Here is a 21,334-nt window from a genome sequence, read left to right on the forward strand (position 1 = left end):
GCCGGCTCAAGAGATGACGAACACTGTTTCTTTCATGTAGAATTCGCCTCGTTTTATCGCCCCTTCCGCCCTCCCGTCTCAGGATGCTTCCGTCATGCTGACAAACCATCGTTCTCCACACTGGCTCCGGCACAGCGCCCGGTGGCCAGGCTTTCTCGTGCTCGCACTGTCGATTCTGCTGTTCAGTCCTCTCGCCCAGGCGGCCTCCGCCGGCGAGCTCGATCTTACCTCTACCCTACCTGGCTTCATCGCCGTCACCCTCTTCCTGGTCGCCTATGCGCTGGTGATGGCCGAAGAGCAGTTGCACATGCGCAAGTCCAAGCCGGTGCTGGTCGCCGCCGGCCTGATCTGGGCGATGATTGGCTGGGTCTATGTCCACTCGGGTCTGCCCGATCCCGCCGAAGAGGCCTTCAGCGAAACCCTGTTGGAATACAGCGAGTTGCTGCTCTTCCTGCTGGTGGCCATGACCTACATCAATGCCATGGAAGAGCGTCGCGTCTTCGATAAGCTGCGCGCCTGGCTGGTCGAGAAGGGCTTCAGCTACCGGGCGCTATTCTGGATCACCGGCATCCTCGCCTTCTGGATCTCGACCATCGCCAACAACCTCACCACCGCCATGCTGATGTGTGCCGTGGTGCTCAAGGTTGCCGAGGGCGACAAGCGCTTCATCAACCTCTGCTGCATCAACGTCGTGATCGCTTCCAACGCCGGCGGCGCCTTCAGCCCCTTCGGCGATATCACGACCCTGATGGTCTGGCAGGCCAAGCTGGTCGAGTTCCAGGAGTTCTTCAAGCTGCTCGGTCCTTCGCTGGTGAACTATCTGGTGCCGGCGATCGTGATGAGCCTGTTCATCAAGAACCGCAAGCCTGCTGCCCTCGAGGAGCATATCTGGCTCAAGCGCGGCGCGCGGCGCATCGTCCTGCTGTTTCTGGTGACGATCGTCATCTCGGTACTGTGCCACACCATGCTGAACCTGCCGCCGGCACTCGGCATGATGACAGGCCTCGGTTTCCTGCAGTTCTTCGGCTACTACCTGCGCCAGAGCCTGCCTCGCTCGCTGGAGCGCAAGCGTACCCGCTACAGCCAGCGCGGCGACTGGCGCAAGCTGGAGTCACTTGGCAGCGTGGTGCCCTTCGATGTCTTCACCCGAATCGCCCGCTCCGAATGGGATACCCTGCTGTTCTTCTACGGGGTGGTGATGTCCGTTGGAGGACTGGGCTTCATGGGTTACCTGGCTCTGCTCTCCGAGACCCTCTACACGGGTTGGGATCCGGTCTGGGCGAACATCGTGCTGGGCCTGGTCTCGTCGGTGGTCGACAACATCCCGGTCATGTTTGCTGTCATCTCCATGGAGCCCGACATGTCCATGGGCAACTGGCTGCTGATCACCCTCACCGCTGGCGTGGGCGGCAGCCTGCTCTCGGTGGGCTCCGCTGCCGGTGTGGCGCTGATGGGCCAGGCGCGCGGCATCTACACGTTTGCCAGCCACATGCGTTGGGCGCCGGTCATCGCCCTGGGCTATGTGGCCAGCGTGATCGCCCACCTGATGATCAACGCTGACAGCTTCGCCATCTTCCACTAAGCTCCGAATGACCTGCTCCCGCCCGGCGCCCGCCGGGCGGGCTTTCACTCCTCACCTTCTTCCAGCCCGAGGCGTGCGTGCCATTCGGCGATGCTCTCGTCTGGATAGCCGGCGAAGCAGCGATCCCGCTCTTTTGGCTCGATCTCCACCCAGTCCGGCTTGTTCTCCAACATCAGGTGCACGCGCTCGGGAGGCCTTGGCAACTCGCTGTCGATGGCCGAGGCGAAGGGATGCACGAGCTCCGGCCAGCGCGGATCGAACACCCAGAGCGCGCTGGCACACCGCGAACAAAAATGTCGCTCCCCGGGGCTCGTCCGGCCGTCGATCTTGGCCTGATAGATCGACGTGTGCTCGGCACCATGAACCACCAGGGTGTCCGCATCGCCACTCAGGTTGACGGCATAACCGCCCCCACCGGCCGTCTTGCGACAGATCGAACAATAGCAGCGATTGAAGGGATAGGGATGCGGCGACACGACGCGAAACTGCACCGCTCCGCAATGACAGGAACCCTCGAGTAACATGATGATTCTCCCTGACGCCTTGCGTTAACTGGACTAAGCGTAGAAAACCGGGGGCAACAGAACCAGGCACTTTCTCCCCACAGCAACTTCTCACGCCTCCCCCGTATCCGAAACGCCAATGTTGGTGGACGCGGGTGTGCAGCGACGCTTCCCGCGCTAGGATGACACGGGTCGCCATTCACTCCATGAGGGAGTACCGATGCACAGGACAGCCAGCGCACGCCGAACACGTGCCGTGACACCAAGCGTGCCACCAGCGACACGGGAGGTGGCCAGTGAGTGATGCCACGGTGATTCATGTCGAAGATTTGTCGAAGGTCTATGACAGCGGTTTCCAGGCCCTCAAGGGCATCGATCTCGAGATCCGGCGCGGCGAGATCTTCGCCCTGCTCGGCCCGAACGGCGCCGGCAAGACCACCCTGATCAGCGTGATCTGCGGGCTGGTCAATGCCAGCGGCGGCAAGGTGCTGGTGGATGGCCACGACAATGTCCATGACTACCGCGAGGCCCGTTCGCGCATCGGCCTGGTGCCGCAGGAATTGACCGGCGAGGCCTTCTCCACGGTCTGGGACACGGTGAGCTTCAGCCGCGGCCTGTTCGGCAAGCCGGCCTCGCCCGGCCATGTCGAGAAGACCCTGCGCTCGCTGAGCCTCTGGGAAAAACGCCGCAACAAGTTGATCACGCTTTCCGGCGGTATGAAGCGACGCGTGCTGATTGCCAAGGCACTGGCCCACGAACCGCAGATTCTCTTTCTCGACGAACCCACCGCCGGCGTCGACGTCGAGCTGCGCCGCGACATGTGGGAGGTGGTGAGGGGCCTGCGCGAGAACGGCGTGACTATCATCCTCACTACCCACTACATCGAAGAAGCCGAAGAGATGGCCGACCGCATCGGTGTGATCCGTGCCGGCGAACTGGTGCTGGTGGAGGAAAAGCGCGAACTGATGCGCAAGCTCGGCAGCAAGGCGCTGACTCTGCATCTCAGCGAGCCGCTGACACGCATCCCCGACACCCTCACCGGCCATGACCTGACCCTCGAGGAAGACGGCCACGCCCTGGTCTACACCTACGATGCCGCACGCCAGGCAGAGGGCGAGGACGAGCCCGCAGGCATCGCCGAGTTGCTGGCCGACCTGGAAGCCGCCGGCATTCACTTCAAGGATCTCCACACTCGGCAGAGTTCCCTCGAGGAGATCTTCGTCAGCCTGGTCCGGGAGGACGCATGAACCTGAGATCCGTGAAGACCATCTACGTCGCCGAGATGGCGCGCAGCCTGCGCACCGTGCTGCAGAGCATCGTCTCGCCGGTGATCTCGACATCGCTTTACTTCGTGGTATTCGGCGCGGCCATCGGTACCCGCATCAGCGAAGTGGACGGCGTCAGCTACGGTGCCTTCATCGTACCCGGCCTGATCATGCTGATGCTGCTCACCCAGAGCGTTTCCAACGCCTCCTTCGGGATCTTCTTCCCACGCTTCACCGGCACCATCTACGAGATTCTCTCGGCGCCCATCTCGTATTTCGAGGTAGTGCTCGGCTTCGTCGGCGCCGCGGCCACCAAGTCGGTGATCCTGGGCCTGATCGTGCTGGCCACGGCCAGCCTGTTCGTGCCCTTCACCATCGCCCATCCATTGATGATGCTGCTGTTTCTGGTGCTCACCTCCCTGACCTTCAGCCTGCTGGGCTTCATCATCGGCATCTGGGCCGACGGCTTCGAAAAGCTCCAGCTGGTGCCGCTGCTGGTGATCACGCCCCTGACGTTTCTCGGCGGCACCTTCTATTCCATCGACATGCTGCCCCCTGCCTGGCAGGTCGTGACGCTGGCCAACCCGGTGGTATATCTGGTCAGTGGCTTCCGCTGGAGCTTCTATGGCATGGGCGATGTCAGCATCTGGGCCAGCCTCGGCATGATCGCGCTCTTCCTGGCGGTCTCACTGGCCGTGGTGAACTGGATCTTCCGTACCGGCTATCGGCTCAAGCCCTGACGCTCGCTTTCGCCACCTTCCACCGCTGCTCCATCGGGGCAGCCGAACCCGGGGCTCTTGCGGTATCATCGCCGCCCGTCATCCGCGAGCCGCGAGGTCCCCATGCCGATCCTGCACAGCATCATCCACCGCATCGACAAACGAGACGGCGAGAGCCCCGCCCGGGTCGTGCCCGCCTCGGGGGAACTCGAGGCCTCGGCCGCCCTCGACGAGCTGCTGGCCGGGCTCAACGACGCCTATCATGCCAAGGCCAAGAGCTGGGGACGCTTCAACGACGACACCCAGGCCAGCCTGCCCGGCCATCTGAAGCGCTACCTGGACGACGAACTCGATTTCACCGAACTGACCCACGAACTGGCCCATGCCATCGCCCCCCTGGTCGACGATCACCTGCCGTTGGGCGGCCACCTGCTGGTCGTCGATCATCGCCAAGGCGAGGCGCGCTACCTGATCATGGCGCTGCTTCACCACCGCGAGGGCTTCGGTATCGGCGAGCAACTGGAGATCGTGCCCAGCCGGCAACTCAACCTCTCCCAGATGACACTCGGCGCGCGCCTCGATATCGGCCAGTGGCACTCCGGCAGCGCCTCTCACCCCTATCTGTCCTACACGCGCGATCGCGGTGGCCGCAAGCTCGCCGACGCCTTCGCCGAGGTGCTGGGCGCCAGCGAATCGCTCGATGCCTCCCAGGAAACGCGCACCCTGCTCAAGGCCTTCAGCGACTACGTGGAAAACGAGGACCTGCCGGAGGAAACCAGCCGCGAGAAGACCGACGCCCTGATCGACTACGCCAGCGACCAGGCCAGCCGTGGCGAGCCGATGACGCTGGAGGAACTCTCCGAGTTGGTCGACGAGCAGCAGCCGAAGGCCTTCTACGAGCACATCCGCAACAGCGATTACGGCCTGGCACCCGAGATTCCCCCGGACAAGCGCACCCTCAAGGCCTTCAAGCGCTTCACGGGACGCGCGGCCGGCGTTTCGATCAGTTTCGACTCCCACCTGCTCGGCGCCGCCGTGGAATACGACGAGGAAAACGACCGGCTGATCATCAAGCAGGTGCCCACCGGACTGCGCAAGCAACTACGGAAAGAGGAATAAAGGGGCAAGACATAAGAGGGAAGAAGGAAGACAGCTGAGCGCAGCAATAAATCAGCGTTTCCCCCTAGCGCTCGCTCAGCGCCAACTTCACCCCCAATAGCACGAACAGGCCCCCCAGCCCCTTCTCCAGCCAGGCGCCGAGTCGCCGATGGCCGCTCATGGCACGCGCCAGCCGAGCGCCGAGGAACACCAGCGGCGGCTCGATCACTGCCGCCACCAGGATGATCAGGGCGCCGTGCAGGGCCAGTTGCAGGGCGGCGGGACCGGCCCCGGGCACCACGAACTGGGGCAGAAAGGCCAGGAAAAATATCGCCACCTTGGGGTTGAGCGCCGACACCAGGATCCCCTGACGGAAGATGGCCCCTGAACGAGGCGTGCTCGGCACGCTGACGCTGGATGCCGCTTCGGCCCCGCGACGCAACAGGATCTGCAGCCCCAGCCACACCAGGTAGGCCGCGCCGATCCATTTCACCAGCGAGAACGCCAGTGCCGAGGTGGCCAGCACTGCCGAGAGTCCCAACGCCGCCATGCCCACATGCAGCGCGGCACCGCTCCAGACCCCGAACATGGCGGCGACACCGCCACGCCGACCGTGCCTGGCAGTCTGTCCGAGAATGAACGCCATATCGGGGCCCGGCGACAGATTCAGCAGAACCGCGGCGGAGAGGAAGGTCATCCAATGGGCCAGCGAATAGGTCAGCATGATGACGGGCTCCTTGTCACTGTGACGACGATGGGGAGGACATATCAAGACTATCGCCGTTGAGCCGGAAAGGCGACGCCGATTCGACTGCCCTGCCATGAGGCACGCAGGCGCTCGACGGTAACCAACTGGTGCAGCCCAACATGAAAGCGGCGGCCCAAGACATGGGCCGCCGCATGACGAAATCCTCAACTTTTTGTTTTTGTTTTACTTTTTTTATACAGGCATGATTTTCGGATAATAAAGGACGTGAGCTGGCGTGCTCCTCTTGTCCCCTTCGGGGGACATTTTTTTTGTTGGGCCCCCGAGGTCCACCGACATGCCTGTCGTGATCTCGTTGTTTGCGCTCATGAAACGTCATTCGACACGCCGCGACAATCCGACCTTGGTTGCACGTATTCGACTCACGATGCTCACACGATTTGATGGAAATGGATTCCATGAAGCATTCTAGGCATCGGAAACGCCACAATGGAGTCTTTTCCCATGCCCCACTCCCGCCTCGGTTTCATCGGTATCGGCCTGATGGGCGATCCCATGTCACGGCGCCTGAGCGACGCCGGCTTCGATGTCACCCTCTGGAACCGCTCGCCCGAGAAAGCCGCCGCCGTGGCCGCCGACAGCAGCGCACGGCTTGCCGACGACGTCGCCTCGCTGATCCAGAGCGTCGATGTGATCATGCTGTGCCTGGCCAACACCGAGGTCGTGCAGGAGCTCGTGTTCGGTCCCGATGGCCTGGCCGAGCATGGGCAGCAGGGTCAGTTGGTGATCGACCTGTCCAGCAGCGACCCCGACGCCACCCGACACATGGCCGCGGCACTTGCCGAACGCCGCGGAATGCGCTGGGTGGATGCCCCCGTCTCCGGCGGTGTGGTCGGTGCCGAGGCCGGCACGCTCGCCATCATGTGCGGTGGGGAGAACCACGACATTGACGCCGCCCGCCCCCTGCTCGAACCGCTCTCCGCGCGCATCACGCACATGGGCCCGGTGGGCAGCGGCCAGGTGACCAAGCTCTGCAACCAGATGATCGTCGGCTGTCAGGCGGCGGTGATCGCCGAAGCCGTGGCCCTGGCCGAGACCAGCGGCGTCGATGCCTCGCGGCTCACCGAAGCTCTAGCCGGCGGCTTCGCCGACTCCACGCCGCTGCGCATCCTCACCCCGCGCATGGCCGCCAGCGACTTCACGTCGCCGCCCTGGCACCTGCGTACCCTGCTCAAGGACCTGGACATGGCCGTGACCCAGGGCGGCCGCTCCCTCAGCGCCACGCCAATGAGCGGTCTGGCCGCCCAGTTGATGCGGGCCCATGCCGCCCATGGCCACGGCGAGAGTGATCCGGCCACGCTGGTCGAGACCTATCGCCAAGCCTGACACCGCAGGTGATTGTCGGCACAGGCAGCCTTACGTACACTCGTTTGAATACAGACACGAGGCGATTCATGGCATTCGACAGCAGCTCGACCTATGTGGCCACCGAGGCCTTGAAGCAGGCGGTCAACGCCGCCGTCACCCTGCAGCGCCCCCTGCTGATCAAGGGCGAACCGGGCACCGGCAAGACGCTGCTGGCCGAGGAGCTGGCAGCATCACTGGATACGCGACTGATCACCTGGCACATCAAGTCGACCACCAAGGCCGCCCAGGGGCTCTACGAATACGACGCCGTCAGCCGGCTGCGGGATTCGCAACTGGGCATCGAAGGCGTGGAGAACGTGGCCAACTACCTGCATCCCGGCAAGCTGTGGGAAGCCTTCACCAGCGACGAGCGGGTGGTTCTGCTGATCGACGAGATCGACAAGGCCGACATCGAGTTCCCCAACGACCTGCTCCAGGAACTCGACCGCATGGAGTTCCACGTCTATGAAACCGGCGAGACCATTCGTGCCCGTCAGCGCCCGGTGGTGGTGATCACGTCCAACAACGAGAAGGAACTGCCCGACGCCTTCCTGCGTCGCTGCTTCTTCCATTACATCGACTTTCCCGACAAGCAGACGATGCAGGACATCGTCGACGTGCACTTCCCCGAGATCGCGCCACGCCTCGTCGGCCAGGCCCTGGAGGTGTTCTTCGAGCTGCGCGAGGCCCCGGGGCTCAAGAAGAAGCCCTCCACCTCCGAGCTGGTCGACTGGCTGAAGCTGCTGATGGCCGACGAACTGGCCCAGGAAGCGCTCTACCAACGCGACCCTGCGCGCGCCCTTCCCCCGCTGGCCGGCGCCCTGGTCAAGAACGAGCAGGATACCCAACTGCTCGAGCGGCTGGCCTTCATGATGCGTCGGCAAAGGCGCTGATCCGCCATGTTCATCGGTTTGTTCGAGACCCTGCGGCGCTTCGAGGTCCCGGTGTCGCTGCGCGAGTTGCTCGACCTGCACGCGGCGGTCGAGCAAGGCGTGGTCTTCGCCGACCTCCAGGCGTTCTATCACCTGGCCCGCACCGTGCTGATCAAGGACGAGCGCCATTTCGATCGCTTCGACCGGGCGTTTTCGGCCTGGTTCGAGGGTCTGGAGGACCTGGACGCAGGTATCGAGGCGCTGATTCCCGATGACTGGCTGCGTCGCGAATTCGAAAAGCAGCTCAGCGAGGAGGAGAAGGCGCGAATCGAATCGCTGGGCGGACTCGAGTCCTTGATCGAGACCTTCAAGCGCCGACTCGAGGAGCAGCAGGAACGCCATGCCGGCGGCAACAAGTGGATCGGCACCGGCGGCACCAGTCCCTTCGGCGCCTACGGCTACAACCCCGAGGGCATTCGCATCGGCCAGGATGGCTCGCGGCATCGCCGGGCGACGAAGGTCTGGGACGAACGTCGCTTTCGCGACTACGACGCCGACCGTGAGCTCGGTACCCGCAACATCAAGATGGCATTGCGCCGCCTGCGTCGCTTCGCCCGCCAGGGTGCGGCGGCGGAATTCGATGTCGACGCCACCATCCGCGCCACCGCCCGGGATGGTGGCCTGCTCAACGTCCAAATGCGCCCCGAACGCCGCAATGCCGTGAAGGTCCTGCTGCTGCTCGATGTCGGCGGTTCCATGGACGATCACATCCGTACCTGCGAGACACTGTTCTCCGCCGCCCGCGCCGAGTTCAAGCACCTCGAGCACTTCTATTTCCACAACTGCCCCTACGAAGGGCTGTGGCGGAACAACGCCAGGCGTGTTCGCGAGCGCACGCCCACCCGGGACATCCTCAACACCTACGGCGCCGACTATCAGGTGGTGATCGTCGGCGACGCCGCCATGTCGCCCTACGAGATCACCCATCCAGGAGGCAGTGTCGAGCATTTCAACGAGGAAGCCGGCGCGGTATGGCTGTCGCGACTGGCCCAGGCCTTTCCCAAGCTCGCCTGGCTCAATCCCATGCCGCATCGTTTCTGGGAGTTCACCCACTCCACCCAATTGATCCGCGAATTGATCGCGGATCGCATGTACCCCATGACGCTGAGTGGGCTGGAAGACGCCATGACGGAACTGGCTCGCTGACTGACGACAGTTAATAGCCCTTTATGGCTATAAAATAAGAATATAGCCTTTTTTAGCTATAAAGTGGAAAAATAGCGTTTATTGGCTATACTCCACCCATGACGCAACCCATAGCCGTCCTCACGGGCGATATCATCGATTCACGCCGCATCGACGACAGCCAGCATCTGCATGGCGTGCTCGACGACGCCCTCGACCGCCTGGCCTCGCACCACGGTGGCCGCTACGAGCGCTTTCGCGGCGACGGTTTCCAGCTTGCCGTGCCGCACGCCGAAGCCGCCCTGGAGATCGCCGTGGCGCTGCGCGCCTATCTCATCATGCACGGCAAGACGCGCCGCTGGGACGCTCGCGTCGCCGTTGCGATCGGTCAGGACGCCTGGCAGCCCGACACCGCCCTGGCGGCCGCCGATGGTCCGGTCTTCGTGACCTCGGGCCAGTGCCTCGATGCCCTGGACGACGATGCCCACCTCGCCCTTTCGCTGGTCGACGCACCCGAGGATGCCGGTCTCGACCTGCTGATCCGCTACGTTGACGAATTGATCGAGGGCTGGTCCCGGCACGCCGCCGAAATCATTCACCTGCGGCTCTGGCACGACGAATCGCAGCAGGCACTGGCCGAACGCCTGGGCATCCGCCAACCCAGCGTCCACAAGCGACTGCGTACCGCACGCTGGACGCTGCTGGCCGATACTCTGGCCTTCTTCCGTTCACGCCTGGCCACGGAGGGCCCGTCATCATGACCGCCGCGACCACCGCCACCCTGCTCGGCATGCTGCTGGTGCATCTGGCCGGCGATTTCCTGCTGCAGCCTCGCCGCTGGGTGGACTCGCGCCAGCAGCACAAGGCACGCTCGGCATCGCTCTATCTGCATGCCGGCCTGCATGGCGTACTGATCCTGCTGGTCCTGCTGCTGGCCGGGGCCAGCACCGCCTTCGCCGCAACCGGCGCCCTGGTGGTGGCGGCGAGCCACTGGCTGATCGATCTGGGCAAGTCGCACCTCGACCCCGGCAAGCTGCACTGGTTCCTGCTCGACCAGGCCCTGCACCTGCTGGTACTGCTCGGCCTGTGGCTGGTCTGGGTCGATGGCACGGCTCCGCTGACGGCCGCCCTGGCGTGGTTCACCCATCCCGACACCCTGGGCCTGTTGCTCACCTACCTGCTGGTCACGCGCCCCATGTCGCTGGCCATCGCGCTCGCCCTGCGCCCCTGGAGCCAGGACGTCGTCGACCCCGGCACTCTGGTGGCCGCCGGCGCCCGCATCGGCATTCTCGAACGCCTGCTGGTACTGACCCTGGTGCTTCAGGACGAACTCGCCGCCGTCGGCTTTCTGCTGACCGCCAAGTCGGTGCTGCGCTATGGCGACCTACGCGAGCGCAAGGACCGCAAGCTCACCGAATACGTCTTGCTGGGCACGCTGCTGAGCATCGCCCTTACCCTGGTGCTCGGCCTGCTGGCGCGTTCGCTGTTCTGGGGTGGATGAGGTCAAGATGATCAGACATCGGCGATTGGGAGCCCTGCCGTTGAGCGCTCTTGTGTTGAGCGCGCTGCTGGCAGGCTGCGCCCCTCTGGAGTCCCGCGACGGCTACCGCGTCGACCACGGGCACCCGTCATCCGCCCATGACAGTCGGGTTAGCCAGTTGATTATCCATTACACCCATGAGGACGAAGCGACGTCGCTGTCGATCCTGACCGGCCCTCGAGTGAGCAGCCATTACCTGCTGCCGGTGCCGGCGCGGCAAGGCGAGCAGCGCGTCTATCAGCTCGTCGACGAATCGCGTCGGGCCTGGCATGCCGGGGCCAGTCACTGGCGCGGCCAGAGCGGTCTCAATGCCACCTCCATCGGCATCGAGATCGTCAATGCCGGTCCCGAACCCGGTGCCGACCAGCGGCGCTGGGCGCCTTATCCCGACGCCCAGATCGACACCCTGATCGCCCTGCTCCGCGATATCGCGGCACGCCACGACATCGCGCCCGACGACATCCTGGGTCATGCCGATGTCGCCCCCGAACGCAAGGTCGACCCGGGGCCGGCCTTTCCCTGGAAACGGCTGCACGAGGCAGGCATCGGCGCCTGGCCCGATGCCGACGAGGTGGCCCATTACCGTCGACGCTTCGCCACGCGACCGCCCGACCTGGCCACCTTCCAGCAGGCGCTGGCCGAATGGGGCTATGCGCTGCCCACGAAAGGAAAGCTCGACGAGCGAACCCGAGCCGTGCTGCGCGCCTTCCAGATGCATTTCCGTCCGGCCGATTACCGGGGACGCCCCGATATCGAAAGCGCCGCCCGCTTGTGGGCCCTGCTGGCGAAGTACCGTCCCGAGGCCCTGGCCCGGCTGGAATCGCAGGAGCAAGCAGCGGAACTCAGTCGTTGAGCGACTCGATATCACGCGGATAGTGGATCACATTGTGAAAGCGGGTCGACGTCGTGGCGGCATTGCGATAGGCATGGGGACGATCGGCGGCGAAGCGCAGCCCCTCTCCCGTTTCCAGGCGCTGCCAGTCGTCGTCCAGGCGCATCTCGAGGGCCCCTTCGATCACCACCAGGTGCTCCACCACGCCCGGCGCATGAGGCGCCGACTCGCTGATCGCGCCCGGTGCCAGGGTGATCACGAACAGCTCGAAGCCCAGCAGCGGGTCGAAGGGAAACAACGGCTCCACCTGCATGCCGGAGGCATCCTCGCCCCACACGGTCTCGGCGCCGTGGCGCACCCTCTCCGACGGCACCGGGCCGCCACCCAGCAGGCCGGAAAATGACACCCGAAACCCGCTGGCGAGCTTCCAAAGGGTGGCCACCGTGGGGCTCGACTCGCCGCGCTCGATCTGCCCCAGCATGGCCTTGCTGACGCCGGTTTCCCGTGCCGTGCGATCCAGGCTCCAGCCGCGCTGCTCGCGCAGCGCCCTGAGCGTGGCGGCGATGTGTCGCGAAATATCCTCCATGCGACGCCGATCCTCCTCCGAGACATTCGCTGCTTCGACTCGCCCGCGGCGATCTCCACGAGCCCTGCCGCGGATTGTACGCGATAACGCACGATGCTATCTTGCCGAACTTGCCAAGAATGTGCGCTATAACGCACAACCATTCAGGAGACCGCACCATGTCCAGCAAACCCTCGGCAAACCGCCTTGCTGCGCCGCTCGGTGATATCACGCTCTCCACCCTCACGGCGGGCTTCATCGCCGTGCTGATCGGCTACACCAGTTCGGCGGTGATCATCTTCCAGGCCGCCGAGGCGGCCGGCGCCAGTCAGGCACAGATCGGCTCCTGGATGTGGGCGCTGGGAATCGGCTCGGGACTGACCACCATCGTCTTCTCGTGGCGCTACCGCATGCCGCTGCTCACCGCCTGGTCGACGCCCGGCGCCGCCCTGCTGGCCACCAGCCTGCCCGGCGTGGCCATGAGCGATGCCATCGGCGCCTTTCTCTTCTCGGCGCTGTTGATCACCCTGTGCGGCGTGACCGGCCTGTTCGAACGCCTGATGCACCGCCTGCCCCGCGCCCTGGCCTCGGCACTGCTGGCCGGCGTGCTGCTGCGCTTCGGGCTCGACCTGTTCATGGCCATGGAACGCAACCTGAGCCTACCGCTGGCCATGTGTGCCGCCTACCTCGCCGGCAAGCGCTTCTGGCCGCGCTACGCCATCCCGATGGTGCTGGCCGTCGGCATCGCCATGGCACTATTCGAGGGCTCGCTGCACCTGGGCGAGGTCACGCCGGCCCTGGCCAGCCCGGACTTCATCATGCCCAGCTTTTCGCTCTCCGCGATAATCGGCGTGGGCGTGCCACTGTTCGTGGTCACCATGGCCTCCCAGAATTTGCCCGGCATAGCCGCCATCCGCGCCGCCGGCTATGCGCCACCGATCTCGCCATTGATCGGCGGCACCGGTATCACGACCCTGGCCCTGGCCCCGTTCGGCGGTTTCGCACTCAACCTGGCGGCGATCAGCGCGGCGGTCTGCCAAGGGCCCGAGGCCCACGCCGATCCCGAGCGCCGCTACACCGCCGGCCTCGCCGCCGGCGGCTTCTACCTGCTGCTCGGCCTGTTCGGCGCCACCGTCACTTCACTGTTCGCCGCCTTCCCGGCCGAGCTGGTGATGGCCGTGGCCGGCCTCGCCCTGCTGCCGACCCTCGGCGGGGGCCTGGCCAACGCCCTGGCTAATGCCGAGCATCGCGACGCCGCCCTGGTCACGTTCCTCATCACCGCCTCGGGCATCAGCCTGGCCGGCATCGGCGCCGCCTTCTGGGGACTGGTGGGTGGCCTCGTCACCCTCTGGGTGCTGCACCGTCGAGCCTGAGAGGCGTCGCCGACTCGGCAGAAAACGTCGCCGTGGCGATGGGCAGCCCGACACTGGCCTGATAGTGTCATGACACGAACGAAGCGCTGACGCGCCGTCTGACCGATCCCCGACATCGTCGACGAGAAACGCCATGCCGACACCGCAACTGACGACTTGCCAAGGGGCGGAAATCGTCCCGTATCTTGAAGCGCTGGCGGATCTGCGTATCCGCGTCTTCCGCGATTACCCCTATCTGTACGACGGCGACCCGGCCTATGAAGCCGACTATCTCAAGCGTTACGCCGACAACTCGCGCAGCCTCTTCGTGCTGGCCCTGGACGGTGAACGCCTGATCGGCGCCGCTACCGCCCAACCCCTGGCCGACGAGTTGGAGGAGTTCCGCGCCCCCTTCGAGAAGGCCGGCTACCGGGTCGAAGACGTTTTCTATTACGGCGAATCGGTCCTGCTCCCCGGTTATCGCGGCGCCGGCCTCGGCCACGCCTTCATGGATGCCCGGGAGCGCCACGCCGCCAAGGCCGGCTTCACCTGGGTGGCCTTCTGCGCCGTGGAGCGGCCGGACGACCACCCGCGTCGCCCAGCCGATTATCGTCCTCTGCACGATTTCTGGCAGGGCCGGGGCTACCGGCGTATCCCGGAACTCGCCACGAGCTTCAGTTGGAAGGACCTCGACGACACTGAGGAAACCGCCAAGCCCATGGTGTTCTGGCTGAGGGAGACCCCGGCATGAGCAACGCCATTCTCAGCGTGGCCACCGCCCAGTATCCCATCGAGGCTCTCGAGGATATGGCGGCATTCCGCACCAAGGCGGCCCGCTGGGTGCACGATGCCGCCAGCCGGGGCGCCGAGCTGCTGGTGTTCCCGGAATACGGCGGCATGGAATTGACCTCCTTGCTGCCCGAGGCCGAACGCGACGACCTCCAGGCGCAGTTGCATGGCCTGCAACCCTGGCGCGAGGCCTTCCACGACACCTGGCGTGAGCTCGCCATCACCCATGGCGTGACACTGCTCGCCCCCTCCCTGCCCTGGCAACGCGAGGACGGCCGTTTCGTCAATCGCGCCTGGCTGTTCACTCCAGGCGGCGATGCCGACTTCCAGGACAAGCAGCTCATGACGCGTTTCGAGACCAACGAATGGGGCATTTCCCCGGGAGATGGCCTGCGCGTGTTCGATACCCCGGCGGGACGCCTCGGCGTCCTGATCTGCTACGACAGTGAATTCCCGCTGCTGGCACGGGCACTGATCGAGGCCGGGGCCGAGCTGCTGCTGGTGCCGAGTTGCACCGACACCCAGGCCGGCTACCAGCGCGTCAGGCTCAGCGCCCAGGCACGGGCCATCGAGCAACAGGTGGCGGTGATCCACTCGCCCACCGTCGGTGAGGCACTGTGGTCGCCGGCCGTGGATATCAATATCGGCCATGCCGCCGTCTACACGCCCTGCGATCGCGGTTTCCCGCCGGACGGCATCCTGGTGAAGAGCCACGACGCCACCCCGGGCTGGCAATTCGCCACCCTCGACCTCGAGGCCATCGCCGCCCTGCGCGAGCGAGGCCAGGTCGACAACCACGCCGACTGGGAGCGACAGCTCGAACGGCTCGGGTCTGGCGTCGAGCCGCGCCGGTTGATCTGAGTCCGAGCTTTTGCCGCCGATCCCGCCACACCGTACAATGCCATGATATCCCGCCCAGCGCGGCTTCATTCATGCTCAAGACAAGCCCCAGACCCGAGGTGACCCAGGACTCATGCGCGCCAGTCAACTTCTGATAGCCACCCTGAAGGAAACCCCCGCCGACGCCGACATCGTCAGCCATCAACTGATGCTGCGCGCCGGCATGATTCGCCGCCTCAATGCGGGACTCTATACCTGGCTGCCACTGGGGCTGCGCACGCTCCGCAAGGTCGAAAACATCGTCCGCGAGGAGATGAACCGCGCCGGCGCCCAGGAAGTGCTGATGCCCGCGATCCAGCCGGCGGAGCTCTGGCAGGAATCCGGCCGCTGGGACCAGTACGGCAACCTGCTGCTGCGTATCCGCGACCGTCATGATCGCGACTTCTGCTATGGCCCGACCCACGAAGAAGTCATCACCGATCTGGTGCGCAACGAGCTGCGCTCCTACAAGCAGGTGCCGTCCAACTTCTACCAGATCCAGACCAAGTTCCGTGACGAGACCCGCCCGCGCTTCGGGGTGATGCGCGCCCGCGAGTTCATCATGAAGGATGCCTACTCCTTCGATGTCGACCAGGCCGGCCTGCAGCGTTCCTACGACGCCATGTATGACGCCTATGTGCGCATCTTCACGCGCCTCGGGCTGGACTTCCGCGCCGTCGAGGCCGACAACGGCGATATCGGCGGCTCCGGTTCCCATGAGTTCCAGGTACTGGCCGACTCCGGCGAGGACGCGGTGGTCTTTTCCACCTCATCCGACTACGCCGCCAACATCGAGAAGGCCGAGGCACTGCCCGCACCGTTCGGCGAGACACCCGAGCGCCCGGCGCCCCAGGAAGAACTGCGCCTGGTCGACACGCCGAACGCGCGCACCATCGCCACCCTCGTCGAGCAGCATGGCCTGCCCATCGAGAAGACCATCAAGACGCTGATGGTGCACGGCGCCGAAGGCGGGCTGGTCGCCCTGCTGGTGCGTGGCGACCACGAGCTCAACGAGGTCAAGGCCGAGAATCTCCCCGAGATCGCCGCTCCCCTGACCATGGCCAGCGAGGAAGAGATTCGCGCGGTAGTGGGTGCCGGCCCCGGCTCGCTCGGCCCGGTGAACCGCGAGATGCCGCTGATCATCGACCGCAGCGTGGCGCTGATGAGCGACTTCGGTGCCGGCGCCAACGTCGACGGCAAGCACTACTTCGGCATCAACTGGGAGCGCGACGTCGCCCTGCCCAAGGTCGCCGACCTACGCAACGTGGTCGAGGGCGACCCCTCACCGGACGGCCAGGGCACTCTCTCCATCGCCCGCGGCATCGAGGTTGGCCACGTTTTCCAGCTCGGCACCAAGTATTCCACGGCGATGAACGCCACCGTGCTCGACGACAACGGCCAGGCCGTGCCCCTGCTGATGGGCTGCTACGGCATCGGCGTGACCCGGGTCGTCGCCGCCGCCATCGAGCAGAACCACGACGACGCCGGCATCATCTGGCCCGACGCCATCGCCCCCTTCAACGTCGCCCTGGTGCCGATGAACGCCCACAAGTCGCAGCGCGTGCGCGACGAGAGCGAACGCCTCTACCAGGCGCTCTCCGACGCCGGGCTCGACGTCCTGCTCGACGACCGCGACCTACGCCCCGGCGTGCGCTTCGCCGACCAGGAACTGATGGGCATTCCCCACCGCATCGTGATCGGCGACCGCAGCCTCGACAAGGGCGAACTGGAATACAAGGGCCGCCGCGACAGCGAAGCCACCATGATCCCCATCGACGACGTCATCGCCTTCCTGCGCGAGAAGATCGGCGGCTGAGGCATATCCATCTGCGATAAACCATAAAAACCCCACCAGGCTTCGAGAAACTCTCAATCCTGGTGGGGTTGGATTGTTGGGTAAGGAAAGCAGCGCTTTATCGGTGTTTGTGAGAACGCCTACGGCAGTGCCCAAGTTTCCGGTGCCCGTTACAGCTCATCACCATTGACCCCTGACCAGTGAAAAGGCTGTAACTCTCTAACAGGCTTGAATATTAGCTTATTATCAATATTTGTAATGGCAACAAGTACGTCCCCACCCCAATGGACCAGGCGCTCCTGGCAGATACCACAAGGGGTCAGAATCTTGAATGTAGAGTGCTCATCATCACGATAAACACATAGCGAATGGGTAACGGCTTCGTTGAATTTATGTGCTTCCAGATATGCCCCAACTTCCATACAAAGCGACAATGCATCATTTTTAGTTTCTGGGGCCACGCTAGTCAGAACCCGCCCAGTTGAAGTCATCACAGCTGCTGCGCCACCCCACCCTTCAGGATATCGGTCTAGAACAAGGTTAACCGCAGCATTGTATAAATCCATCTCGACGCTCATGATTAATCCTTAAAGAGCTATACCCTCACTAATTTAGTCGCTCTATTATTCGCTGGACAAATTATCTTGGTAAGGCGTGCTCCCCATTTATGATTTTTAGAAAAGCATGACTACCCCGCCACTCAAGGCAATCATAACTCGCGAGTCATAAAGGTACTATGTGGGTCCTCTTGGTAGTGAGAGAAGGGACCACAGACTTCGAAGCCAAACCGGGCATAGAGATAACGTGCGGGAACATAGGCTTCTGCAGAGCCCGTTTCGAGGCTCAGTCGCCGATAACCTCGTTTACTCGCGACATTCATCAAATGCTTCATTATCTCTGAAGCTACCCCTCTTCTAAGATAGGAAGAGGATGTATGCATAGATTTTATCTCACCATGGTATGGTGTTAGCTCTTTCAGCGCGCCACATCCGGCCAATTCAGCCCCCGACCAAACGCTCCAAAAGGTTACGTTCTTCGCCTGCAACCCCTTGACATCCAACGCGTGAGCGCTCTCTGGCGGAGAGTGTTTCGCCATATTACTAAGATGCTCCTTCAGTAACTCGGCCACAACCGGGCGGCTTGGCTCGTCCTCTATAACAACAAAAGAAACCGTCATGGTTATCTGACTCCATTGACCAACATCTAAACTAACAGAAAACTTGAATTTCCAAAAAACAACTTCGCATGATAACGCTTGTCAAATAACACTAGGAACTACGGTAGATTGATGATGCAACATTTTCCAGCGACCACTTTCCTTTACCCAAATAGAGCTTCGATAGGCTATTTCCACGGCTGACTTTATCGACCTATACGTAACCAAAATGTGTTTATCACCCAGCGCCCTGAACTCAAAATTACTGAGCTGATAATTAGTTTCACCAGAAAAGTCAGCATTACTTAGTACGTCATGTTTACGAATCACCATTCCGGAGCTACCAAACTCAAGAAACTCATCTGCTAGCAACTTCTGAAGACGGGCAACATTCTTTCGGGTGTCGGGATCTACCAGCTCCATTTCTAATGCTTCAATTTCTCGAAAAACATCCATCTCTAATCCCAATTACCATTTCGACCTATGACGCGCACAAAATGCCTCAGCCAAAGACCGAAACACATAAAGAGGTGCGCTTCCGCTCGTCACCCGGAGTCAACAGTTAGGCACTCACTTGGCATTCCATTCATAAACAGTGACGATTGACGACTTTGATATATGCACCGGATCACTAAATGCGATGGCCTTTGCTTCCTCCAGATCCGCCGCCCTAATCAGATAAGCACCTCCAGATTTATCCGTAAAAGGGCCAGCAAGCTCAAGCTGGCCTTTCTCTCTAAGATCATCAAGAAACGCATAGTGCGCTTCGATGACTGATGGATCAAACTGAGGTGTGCGGAAGGTCGTAACCAGATACCTAAGCATGCGTTTTCCTTTTACCAGATACCTAACACTCAAATATGCAGCATCCACATAGTTGTGCTCGTCACACTATGCGACACTACTCAGATTTTGACGAAAACAGCCCCCCTTGGCAGGTTTTCTTGCCAAAAAACATCGGGGACTACATGCTCCATCGAAGTCTTTTGTCACGCATATGCCATGTAGACTGAGACGCCTCCCTTTGGATGCCACGTCAACAAGCAAACAGTGCAGCCACCCAAACGCAACACATTACGCCACAAAGAATAAAATTGATTCAAAACTGCAAATGTAAAAAGCCATCTTGAACATCATGTTAGTTTTAAAGCCAAACGAGCCCATCATATGGCTTTCTTTTAAGTTCCTCGAGCCTGCTCTCGAGCGAGCCTACGTGTAATTCTAATTTGTGGCCATCGGGATCCAGAATATAAAGCGACTGCCCTTCACTTTTGTTTTTCTTCCAAACTTCCACACCTAGAGAAACGATGCGGGAAGCGTAGACCTCGAATTCAGTCGATGAAACGTCGAATGCAATATGAGTGTAGTCGCTCTTGGGACACGGTTCATCGCAAGACAGGCAGAACCATAAGTTACCCACAGATAGATAAGCCCCTTCATTCCATCTGACGTGAGCAGAAAAATTCAGAACATCTCGATAAAACTGGAGAGAGCGCTCCAAGTCACTGACTGCGATAGTTATGTGATTGATTCCTGAAATCACCATTTACTCCATTAAATATAACTCCCAGCTCACCGGAAAAATGGGAGCAGAGCGAGTAATTTATCCGGCGAAACTGATTTGTGACTTACTTCCCCCTATCCTCAGATACTGTATTTACCCATGCTTCTTCGTATATTCTTGGAGTTCTGGAAACTTTTCCTGCGGCGGAAACTTAGGAAAGCTATGCTCTGCTCCAGTAGTGGCCCACCCAAGCTTTTCATCCGTGTAAGTTTCAATGAATGGCTTGTACGTTCGAGAATCATCTAGCATAATTTAGCGTACATTTACAAAGTCATCCATGACTTCATGGTCGAGTGAAAAACCAGCTCATGCAATGCCCACAGAAAAAGTGATGCGTGGTTCCACGCAGCCCGCCGATAACAGGCTCCCCGGATGTGATCGACAAGTCAGTACTCGAAAATAGCGAACTCAAACTAAATGCGCTTGACGTCATTCTCTGACATCCTGTGCAGTGACAAGCCATTGTGATCATTGGAATTGCAATAACTTAAAATTCTATCTTCCCGCACCGGCAGCGACCCTTAATGTTATGATATATACTGTTCACTATAACCTATCTCCAAATTTAATAGGTTTAAAACTTTTACGCATCCCGACGAGCCAAGGAATTGGCGGCAAGGTACGGTCATTCACGCAGAGCTAACGTGCTGGATGAAGCGAAGCGTAAGCCAGTCACGTTGAGCGACGTGTTGAACAGACCTTCGGTGTGACTACTACCGGACCAGGGCTTGGAGCATTCCAAGCCTTTCATCGGCCGTAAAGACACCTTCCGAGACTGCGTTCTCGAACAGTCGAACCCAGTTGACTACATCTATATCCGCTGGACGTGTCTGGAACTGGCCATTTTTCCACCACGCCATCCGGATTTCTTCGCAACGCCCTTTCGTATAAATCCGTTCGAGACAGATTCCGTGCTTTTCCTGGTCTTCCCACGCACGCGCAAGGACATAGCAGTAGTCTGTCTCTTGGATTGCGAGAGCCCTAGCTTCACCTTCGGTCATATGCCGCTCCATGATCCGTGCACCGACCAAGCCCATCCGACGAAAACCGCGAAGCATTTTTTGGTCGAGTGGAAAGCATGGTTGGACGTTTTCACTCAAAGTCACCCTTCTGTGTGACTATTGTTGTAATTGCAGCAATCATGGTTGCGATACTACCCAGTGATGCTTGAATAGCCTCGCCTAGCTCGCGATATGGATTTAGCCACATAAACAGCAAGCCAATAGCTGAAATCACACCAAGAACCGTAACCATTACTGAGGCAGTGATAACTTTTCCTTTGGGTGCAAGATATAGTGTTATGTATGCGTAAAGCCACCCAAAGGCTAACGATGAAATGACAGGAAGGATATATAAAAAGTACCAACCGTCCTCACTAAACCCACCCTGCATCTTCATTCCAAACCATTGCATTAGGGTAAGCAGAAATGTGCCAATACTCGCGCCAACTACTGCTGCAAATGGAAGCAATGGCCATATCCACCATTGTGATGAACTTCGTTGTGGATTCTTGTAATTCATAAGA

Annotated in this window: 25 protein-coding genes; 14 read left to right on the top strand and 11 right to left on the bottom strand. The window is 61.3% G+C overall.

Annotation, left to right across the window (positions count from 1 at the left end):
- The first annotated feature begins 94 nt into the window (after positions 1–94).
- Positions 95–1,582: a sodium:proton antiporter NhaD gene (nhaD, locus tag FZZ93_RS00120; RefSeq protein ID WP_149320309.1), complete on the top strand. Its 1,488-nt coding sequence runs from the start codon at positions 95–97 to the stop codon at positions 1,580–1,582.
- 44 nt (positions 1,583–1,626) lie between these two features.
- Here nhaD and FZZ93_RS00125 read toward each other — a convergent pair whose 3' ends face one another.
- Positions 1,627–2,106 (bottom strand): GFA family protein, encoded by a 480-nt coding sequence (locus tag FZZ93_RS00125; RefSeq protein WP_149320310.1) that lies wholly within the window; start codon positions 2,104–2,106, stop codon positions 1,627–1,629.
- 275 nt (positions 2,107–2,381) lie between these two features.
- Here FZZ93_RS00125 and FZZ93_RS00130 point away from each other — a divergent pair, with 275 nt between their 5' ends.
- The 3 genes from FZZ93_RS00130 to yejK all read left to right on the top strand — a co-directional run bounded on the left by FZZ93_RS00130 (position 2,382) and on the right by yejK (position 5,188).
- Entirely contained in the window at positions 2,382–3,332 is a 951-nt protein-coding gene (locus FZZ93_RS00130; RefSeq protein WP_149320311.1) for an ABC transporter ATP-binding protein, read from the top strand.
- Positions 3,329–4,090 (top strand): ABC transporter permease, encoded by a 762-nt coding sequence (locus tag FZZ93_RS00135; protein ID WP_013332076.1) that lies wholly within the window; start codon positions 3,329–3,331, stop codon positions 4,088–4,090. Before FZZ93_RS00130 ends, FZZ93_RS00135 begins: the two co-directional genes overlap by 4 nt.
- A 102-nt stretch (positions 4,091–4,192) precedes the next feature.
- Positions 4,193–5,188 carry a nucleoid-associated protein YejK gene (yejK, locus tag FZZ93_RS00140; RefSeq protein ID WP_013332075.1) on the top strand — a complete coding sequence of 332 codons (996 nt, stop codon included), beginning with the start codon at positions 4,193–4,195 and terminating at the stop codon, positions 5,186–5,188.
- Between the two features lie 64 nt (positions 5,189–5,252).
- On the opposite strand, the gene FZZ93_RS00145 is transcribed toward yejK, so the two are convergent.
- On the bottom strand, positions 5,253–5,891 hold the full coding sequence (locus tag FZZ93_RS00145; protein WP_041601986.1) for a LysE family translocator: 639 nt from the start codon (positions 5,889–5,891) through the stop codon (positions 5,253–5,255).
- 486 nt (positions 5,892–6,377) lie between these two features.
- On the opposite strand from FZZ93_RS00145, the gene FZZ93_RS00150 reads away from it, so the two are divergent.
- The 6 genes from FZZ93_RS00150 to FZZ93_RS00175 all read left to right on the top strand — a co-directional run bounded on the left by FZZ93_RS00150 (position 6,378) and on the right by FZZ93_RS00175 (position 11,730).
- The gene (locus FZZ93_RS00150) at positions 6,378–7,259 is read left to right on the top strand and encodes an NAD(P)-dependent oxidoreductase (RefSeq protein ID WP_149320312.1); all 882 of its coding nucleotides are present in this window, start codon (positions 6,378–6,380) and stop codon (positions 7,257–7,259) included.
- Positions 7,260–7,327: 68 nt separating this feature from the next.
- The gene (locus FZZ93_RS00155) at positions 7,328–8,173 is read left to right on the top strand and encodes an AAA family ATPase (protein ID WP_149320313.1); all 846 of its coding nucleotides are present in this window, start codon (positions 7,328–7,330) and stop codon (positions 8,171–8,173) included.
- 6 nt (positions 8,174–8,179) lie between these two features.
- Complete coding sequence (locus tag FZZ93_RS00160) at positions 8,180–9,358, top strand: vWA domain-containing protein (RefSeq protein WP_149320314.1); 1,179 nt, start codon at positions 8,180–8,182, stop codon at positions 9,356–9,358.
- Between the two features lie 98 nt (positions 9,359–9,456).
- Entirely contained in the window at positions 9,457–10,098 is a 642-nt protein-coding gene (locus tag FZZ93_RS00165) for a hypothetical protein (protein WP_149320315.1), read from the top strand.
- On the top strand, positions 10,095–10,838 hold the full coding sequence (locus FZZ93_RS00170) for a DUF3307 domain-containing protein (RefSeq protein ID WP_149320316.1): 744 nt from the start codon (positions 10,095–10,097) through the stop codon (positions 10,836–10,838). Before FZZ93_RS00165 ends, FZZ93_RS00170 begins: the two co-directional genes overlap by 4 nt.
- A gap of 7 nt (positions 10,839–10,845) precedes the next feature.
- Complete coding sequence (locus FZZ93_RS00175; RefSeq protein WP_149320317.1) at positions 10,846–11,730, top strand: N-acetylmuramoyl-L-alanine amidase; 885 nt, start codon at positions 10,846–10,848, stop codon at positions 11,728–11,730.
- Here FZZ93_RS00175 and FZZ93_RS00180 read toward each other — a convergent pair.
- On the bottom strand, positions 11,720–12,295 hold the full coding sequence (locus FZZ93_RS00180; protein WP_149320318.1) for a helix-turn-helix domain-containing protein: 576 nt from the start codon (positions 12,293–12,295) through the stop codon (positions 11,720–11,722). The genes FZZ93_RS00175 and FZZ93_RS00180 overlap by 11 nt on opposite strands.
- A gap of 158 nt (positions 12,296–12,453) precedes the next feature.
- Between FZZ93_RS00180 and FZZ93_RS00185 the strand changes: the two genes are divergently transcribed.
- The 4 genes from FZZ93_RS00185 (at position 12,454) to FZZ93_RS00200 (ending at position 17,110) form a co-directional block, all read left to right on the top strand.
- Positions 12,454–13,647, top strand: coding sequence for a benzoate/H(+) symporter BenE family transporter (locus FZZ93_RS00185; RefSeq protein ID WP_149320319.1), 1,194 nt, complete (start codon positions 12,454–12,456; stop codon positions 13,645–13,647).
- A gap of 133 nt (positions 13,648–13,780) precedes the next feature.
- Positions 13,781–14,377, top strand: a complete 597-nt coding sequence (locus FZZ93_RS00190; RefSeq protein WP_149320320.1) for a GNAT family N-acetyltransferase — start codon at positions 13,781–13,783, stop codon at positions 14,375–14,377.
- Positions 14,374–15,276, top strand: a complete 903-nt coding sequence (locus FZZ93_RS00195; protein ID WP_013332064.1) for a carbon-nitrogen hydrolase family protein — start codon at positions 14,374–14,376, stop codon at positions 15,274–15,276. Before FZZ93_RS00190 ends, FZZ93_RS00195 begins: the two co-directional genes overlap by 4 nt.
- A gap of 112 nt (positions 15,277–15,388) precedes the next feature.
- Complete coding sequence (locus FZZ93_RS00200; protein WP_149320321.1) at positions 15,389–17,110, top strand: proline--tRNA ligase; 1,722 nt, start codon at positions 15,389–15,391, stop codon at positions 17,108–17,110.
- Between the two features lie 149 nt (positions 17,111–17,259).
- Here the strand turns inward: FZZ93_RS00200 and FZZ93_RS00205 are convergent, their stop codons facing one another.
- The 8 genes from FZZ93_RS00205 to FZZ93_RS00240 form a co-directional block, all read right to left on the bottom strand.
- Positions 17,260–17,667, bottom strand: coding sequence for a cytidine deaminase (locus tag FZZ93_RS00205; RefSeq protein WP_149320322.1), 408 nt, complete (start codon positions 17,665–17,667; stop codon positions 17,260–17,262).
- Between the two features lie 131 nt (positions 17,668–17,798).
- On the bottom strand, positions 17,799–18,266 hold the full coding sequence (locus tag FZZ93_RS00210; RefSeq protein ID WP_149320323.1) for a GNAT family N-acetyltransferase: 468 nt from the start codon (positions 18,264–18,266) through the stop codon (positions 17,799–17,801).
- An 81-nt stretch (positions 18,267–18,347) separates the two neighbouring features.
- Entirely contained in the window at positions 18,348–18,701 is a 354-nt protein-coding gene (locus FZZ93_RS00215; RefSeq protein WP_149320324.1) for a nuclear transport factor 2 family protein, read from the bottom strand.
- 114 nt (positions 18,702–18,815) lie between these two features.
- A complete protein-coding gene (locus FZZ93_RS00220) occupies positions 18,816–19,070 on the bottom strand; it encodes a YciI family protein (RefSeq protein WP_149320325.1) in 255 nt (84 codons plus the stop codon).
- Positions 19,071–19,389: 319 nt separating this feature from the next.
- Positions 19,390–19,788 (bottom strand): fosfomycin resistance glutathione transferase, encoded by a 399-nt coding sequence (gene fos, locus FZZ93_RS00225; RefSeq protein WP_149320824.1) that lies wholly within the window; start codon positions 19,786–19,788, stop codon positions 19,390–19,392.
- A gap of 304 nt (positions 19,789–20,092) precedes the next feature.
- The gene (locus tag FZZ93_RS18455; protein WP_342780033.1) at positions 20,093–20,281 is read right to left on the bottom strand and encodes a GFA family protein; all 189 of its coding nucleotides are present in this window, start codon (positions 20,279–20,281) and stop codon (positions 20,093–20,095) included.
- 241 nt (positions 20,282–20,522) lie between these two features.
- Positions 20,523–20,810: a hypothetical protein gene (locus tag FZZ93_RS00235; protein ID WP_149320326.1), complete on the bottom strand. Its 288-nt coding sequence runs from the start codon at positions 20,808–20,810 to the stop codon at positions 20,523–20,525.
- Positions 20,811–20,901: 91 nt separating this feature from the next.
- Positions 20,902–21,330: a hypothetical protein gene (locus FZZ93_RS00240; protein ID WP_149320327.1), complete on the bottom strand. Its 429-nt coding sequence runs from the start codon at positions 21,328–21,330 to the stop codon at positions 20,902–20,904.
- Positions 21,331–21,334: the final 4 nt, after the last annotated feature.

The sequence above is a fragment of the Halomonas eurihalina genome (genome assembly GCF_008274785.1).
GTDB lineage: Bacteria > Pseudomonadota > Gammaproteobacteria > Pseudomonadales > Halomonadaceae > Halomonas > Halomonas eurihalina.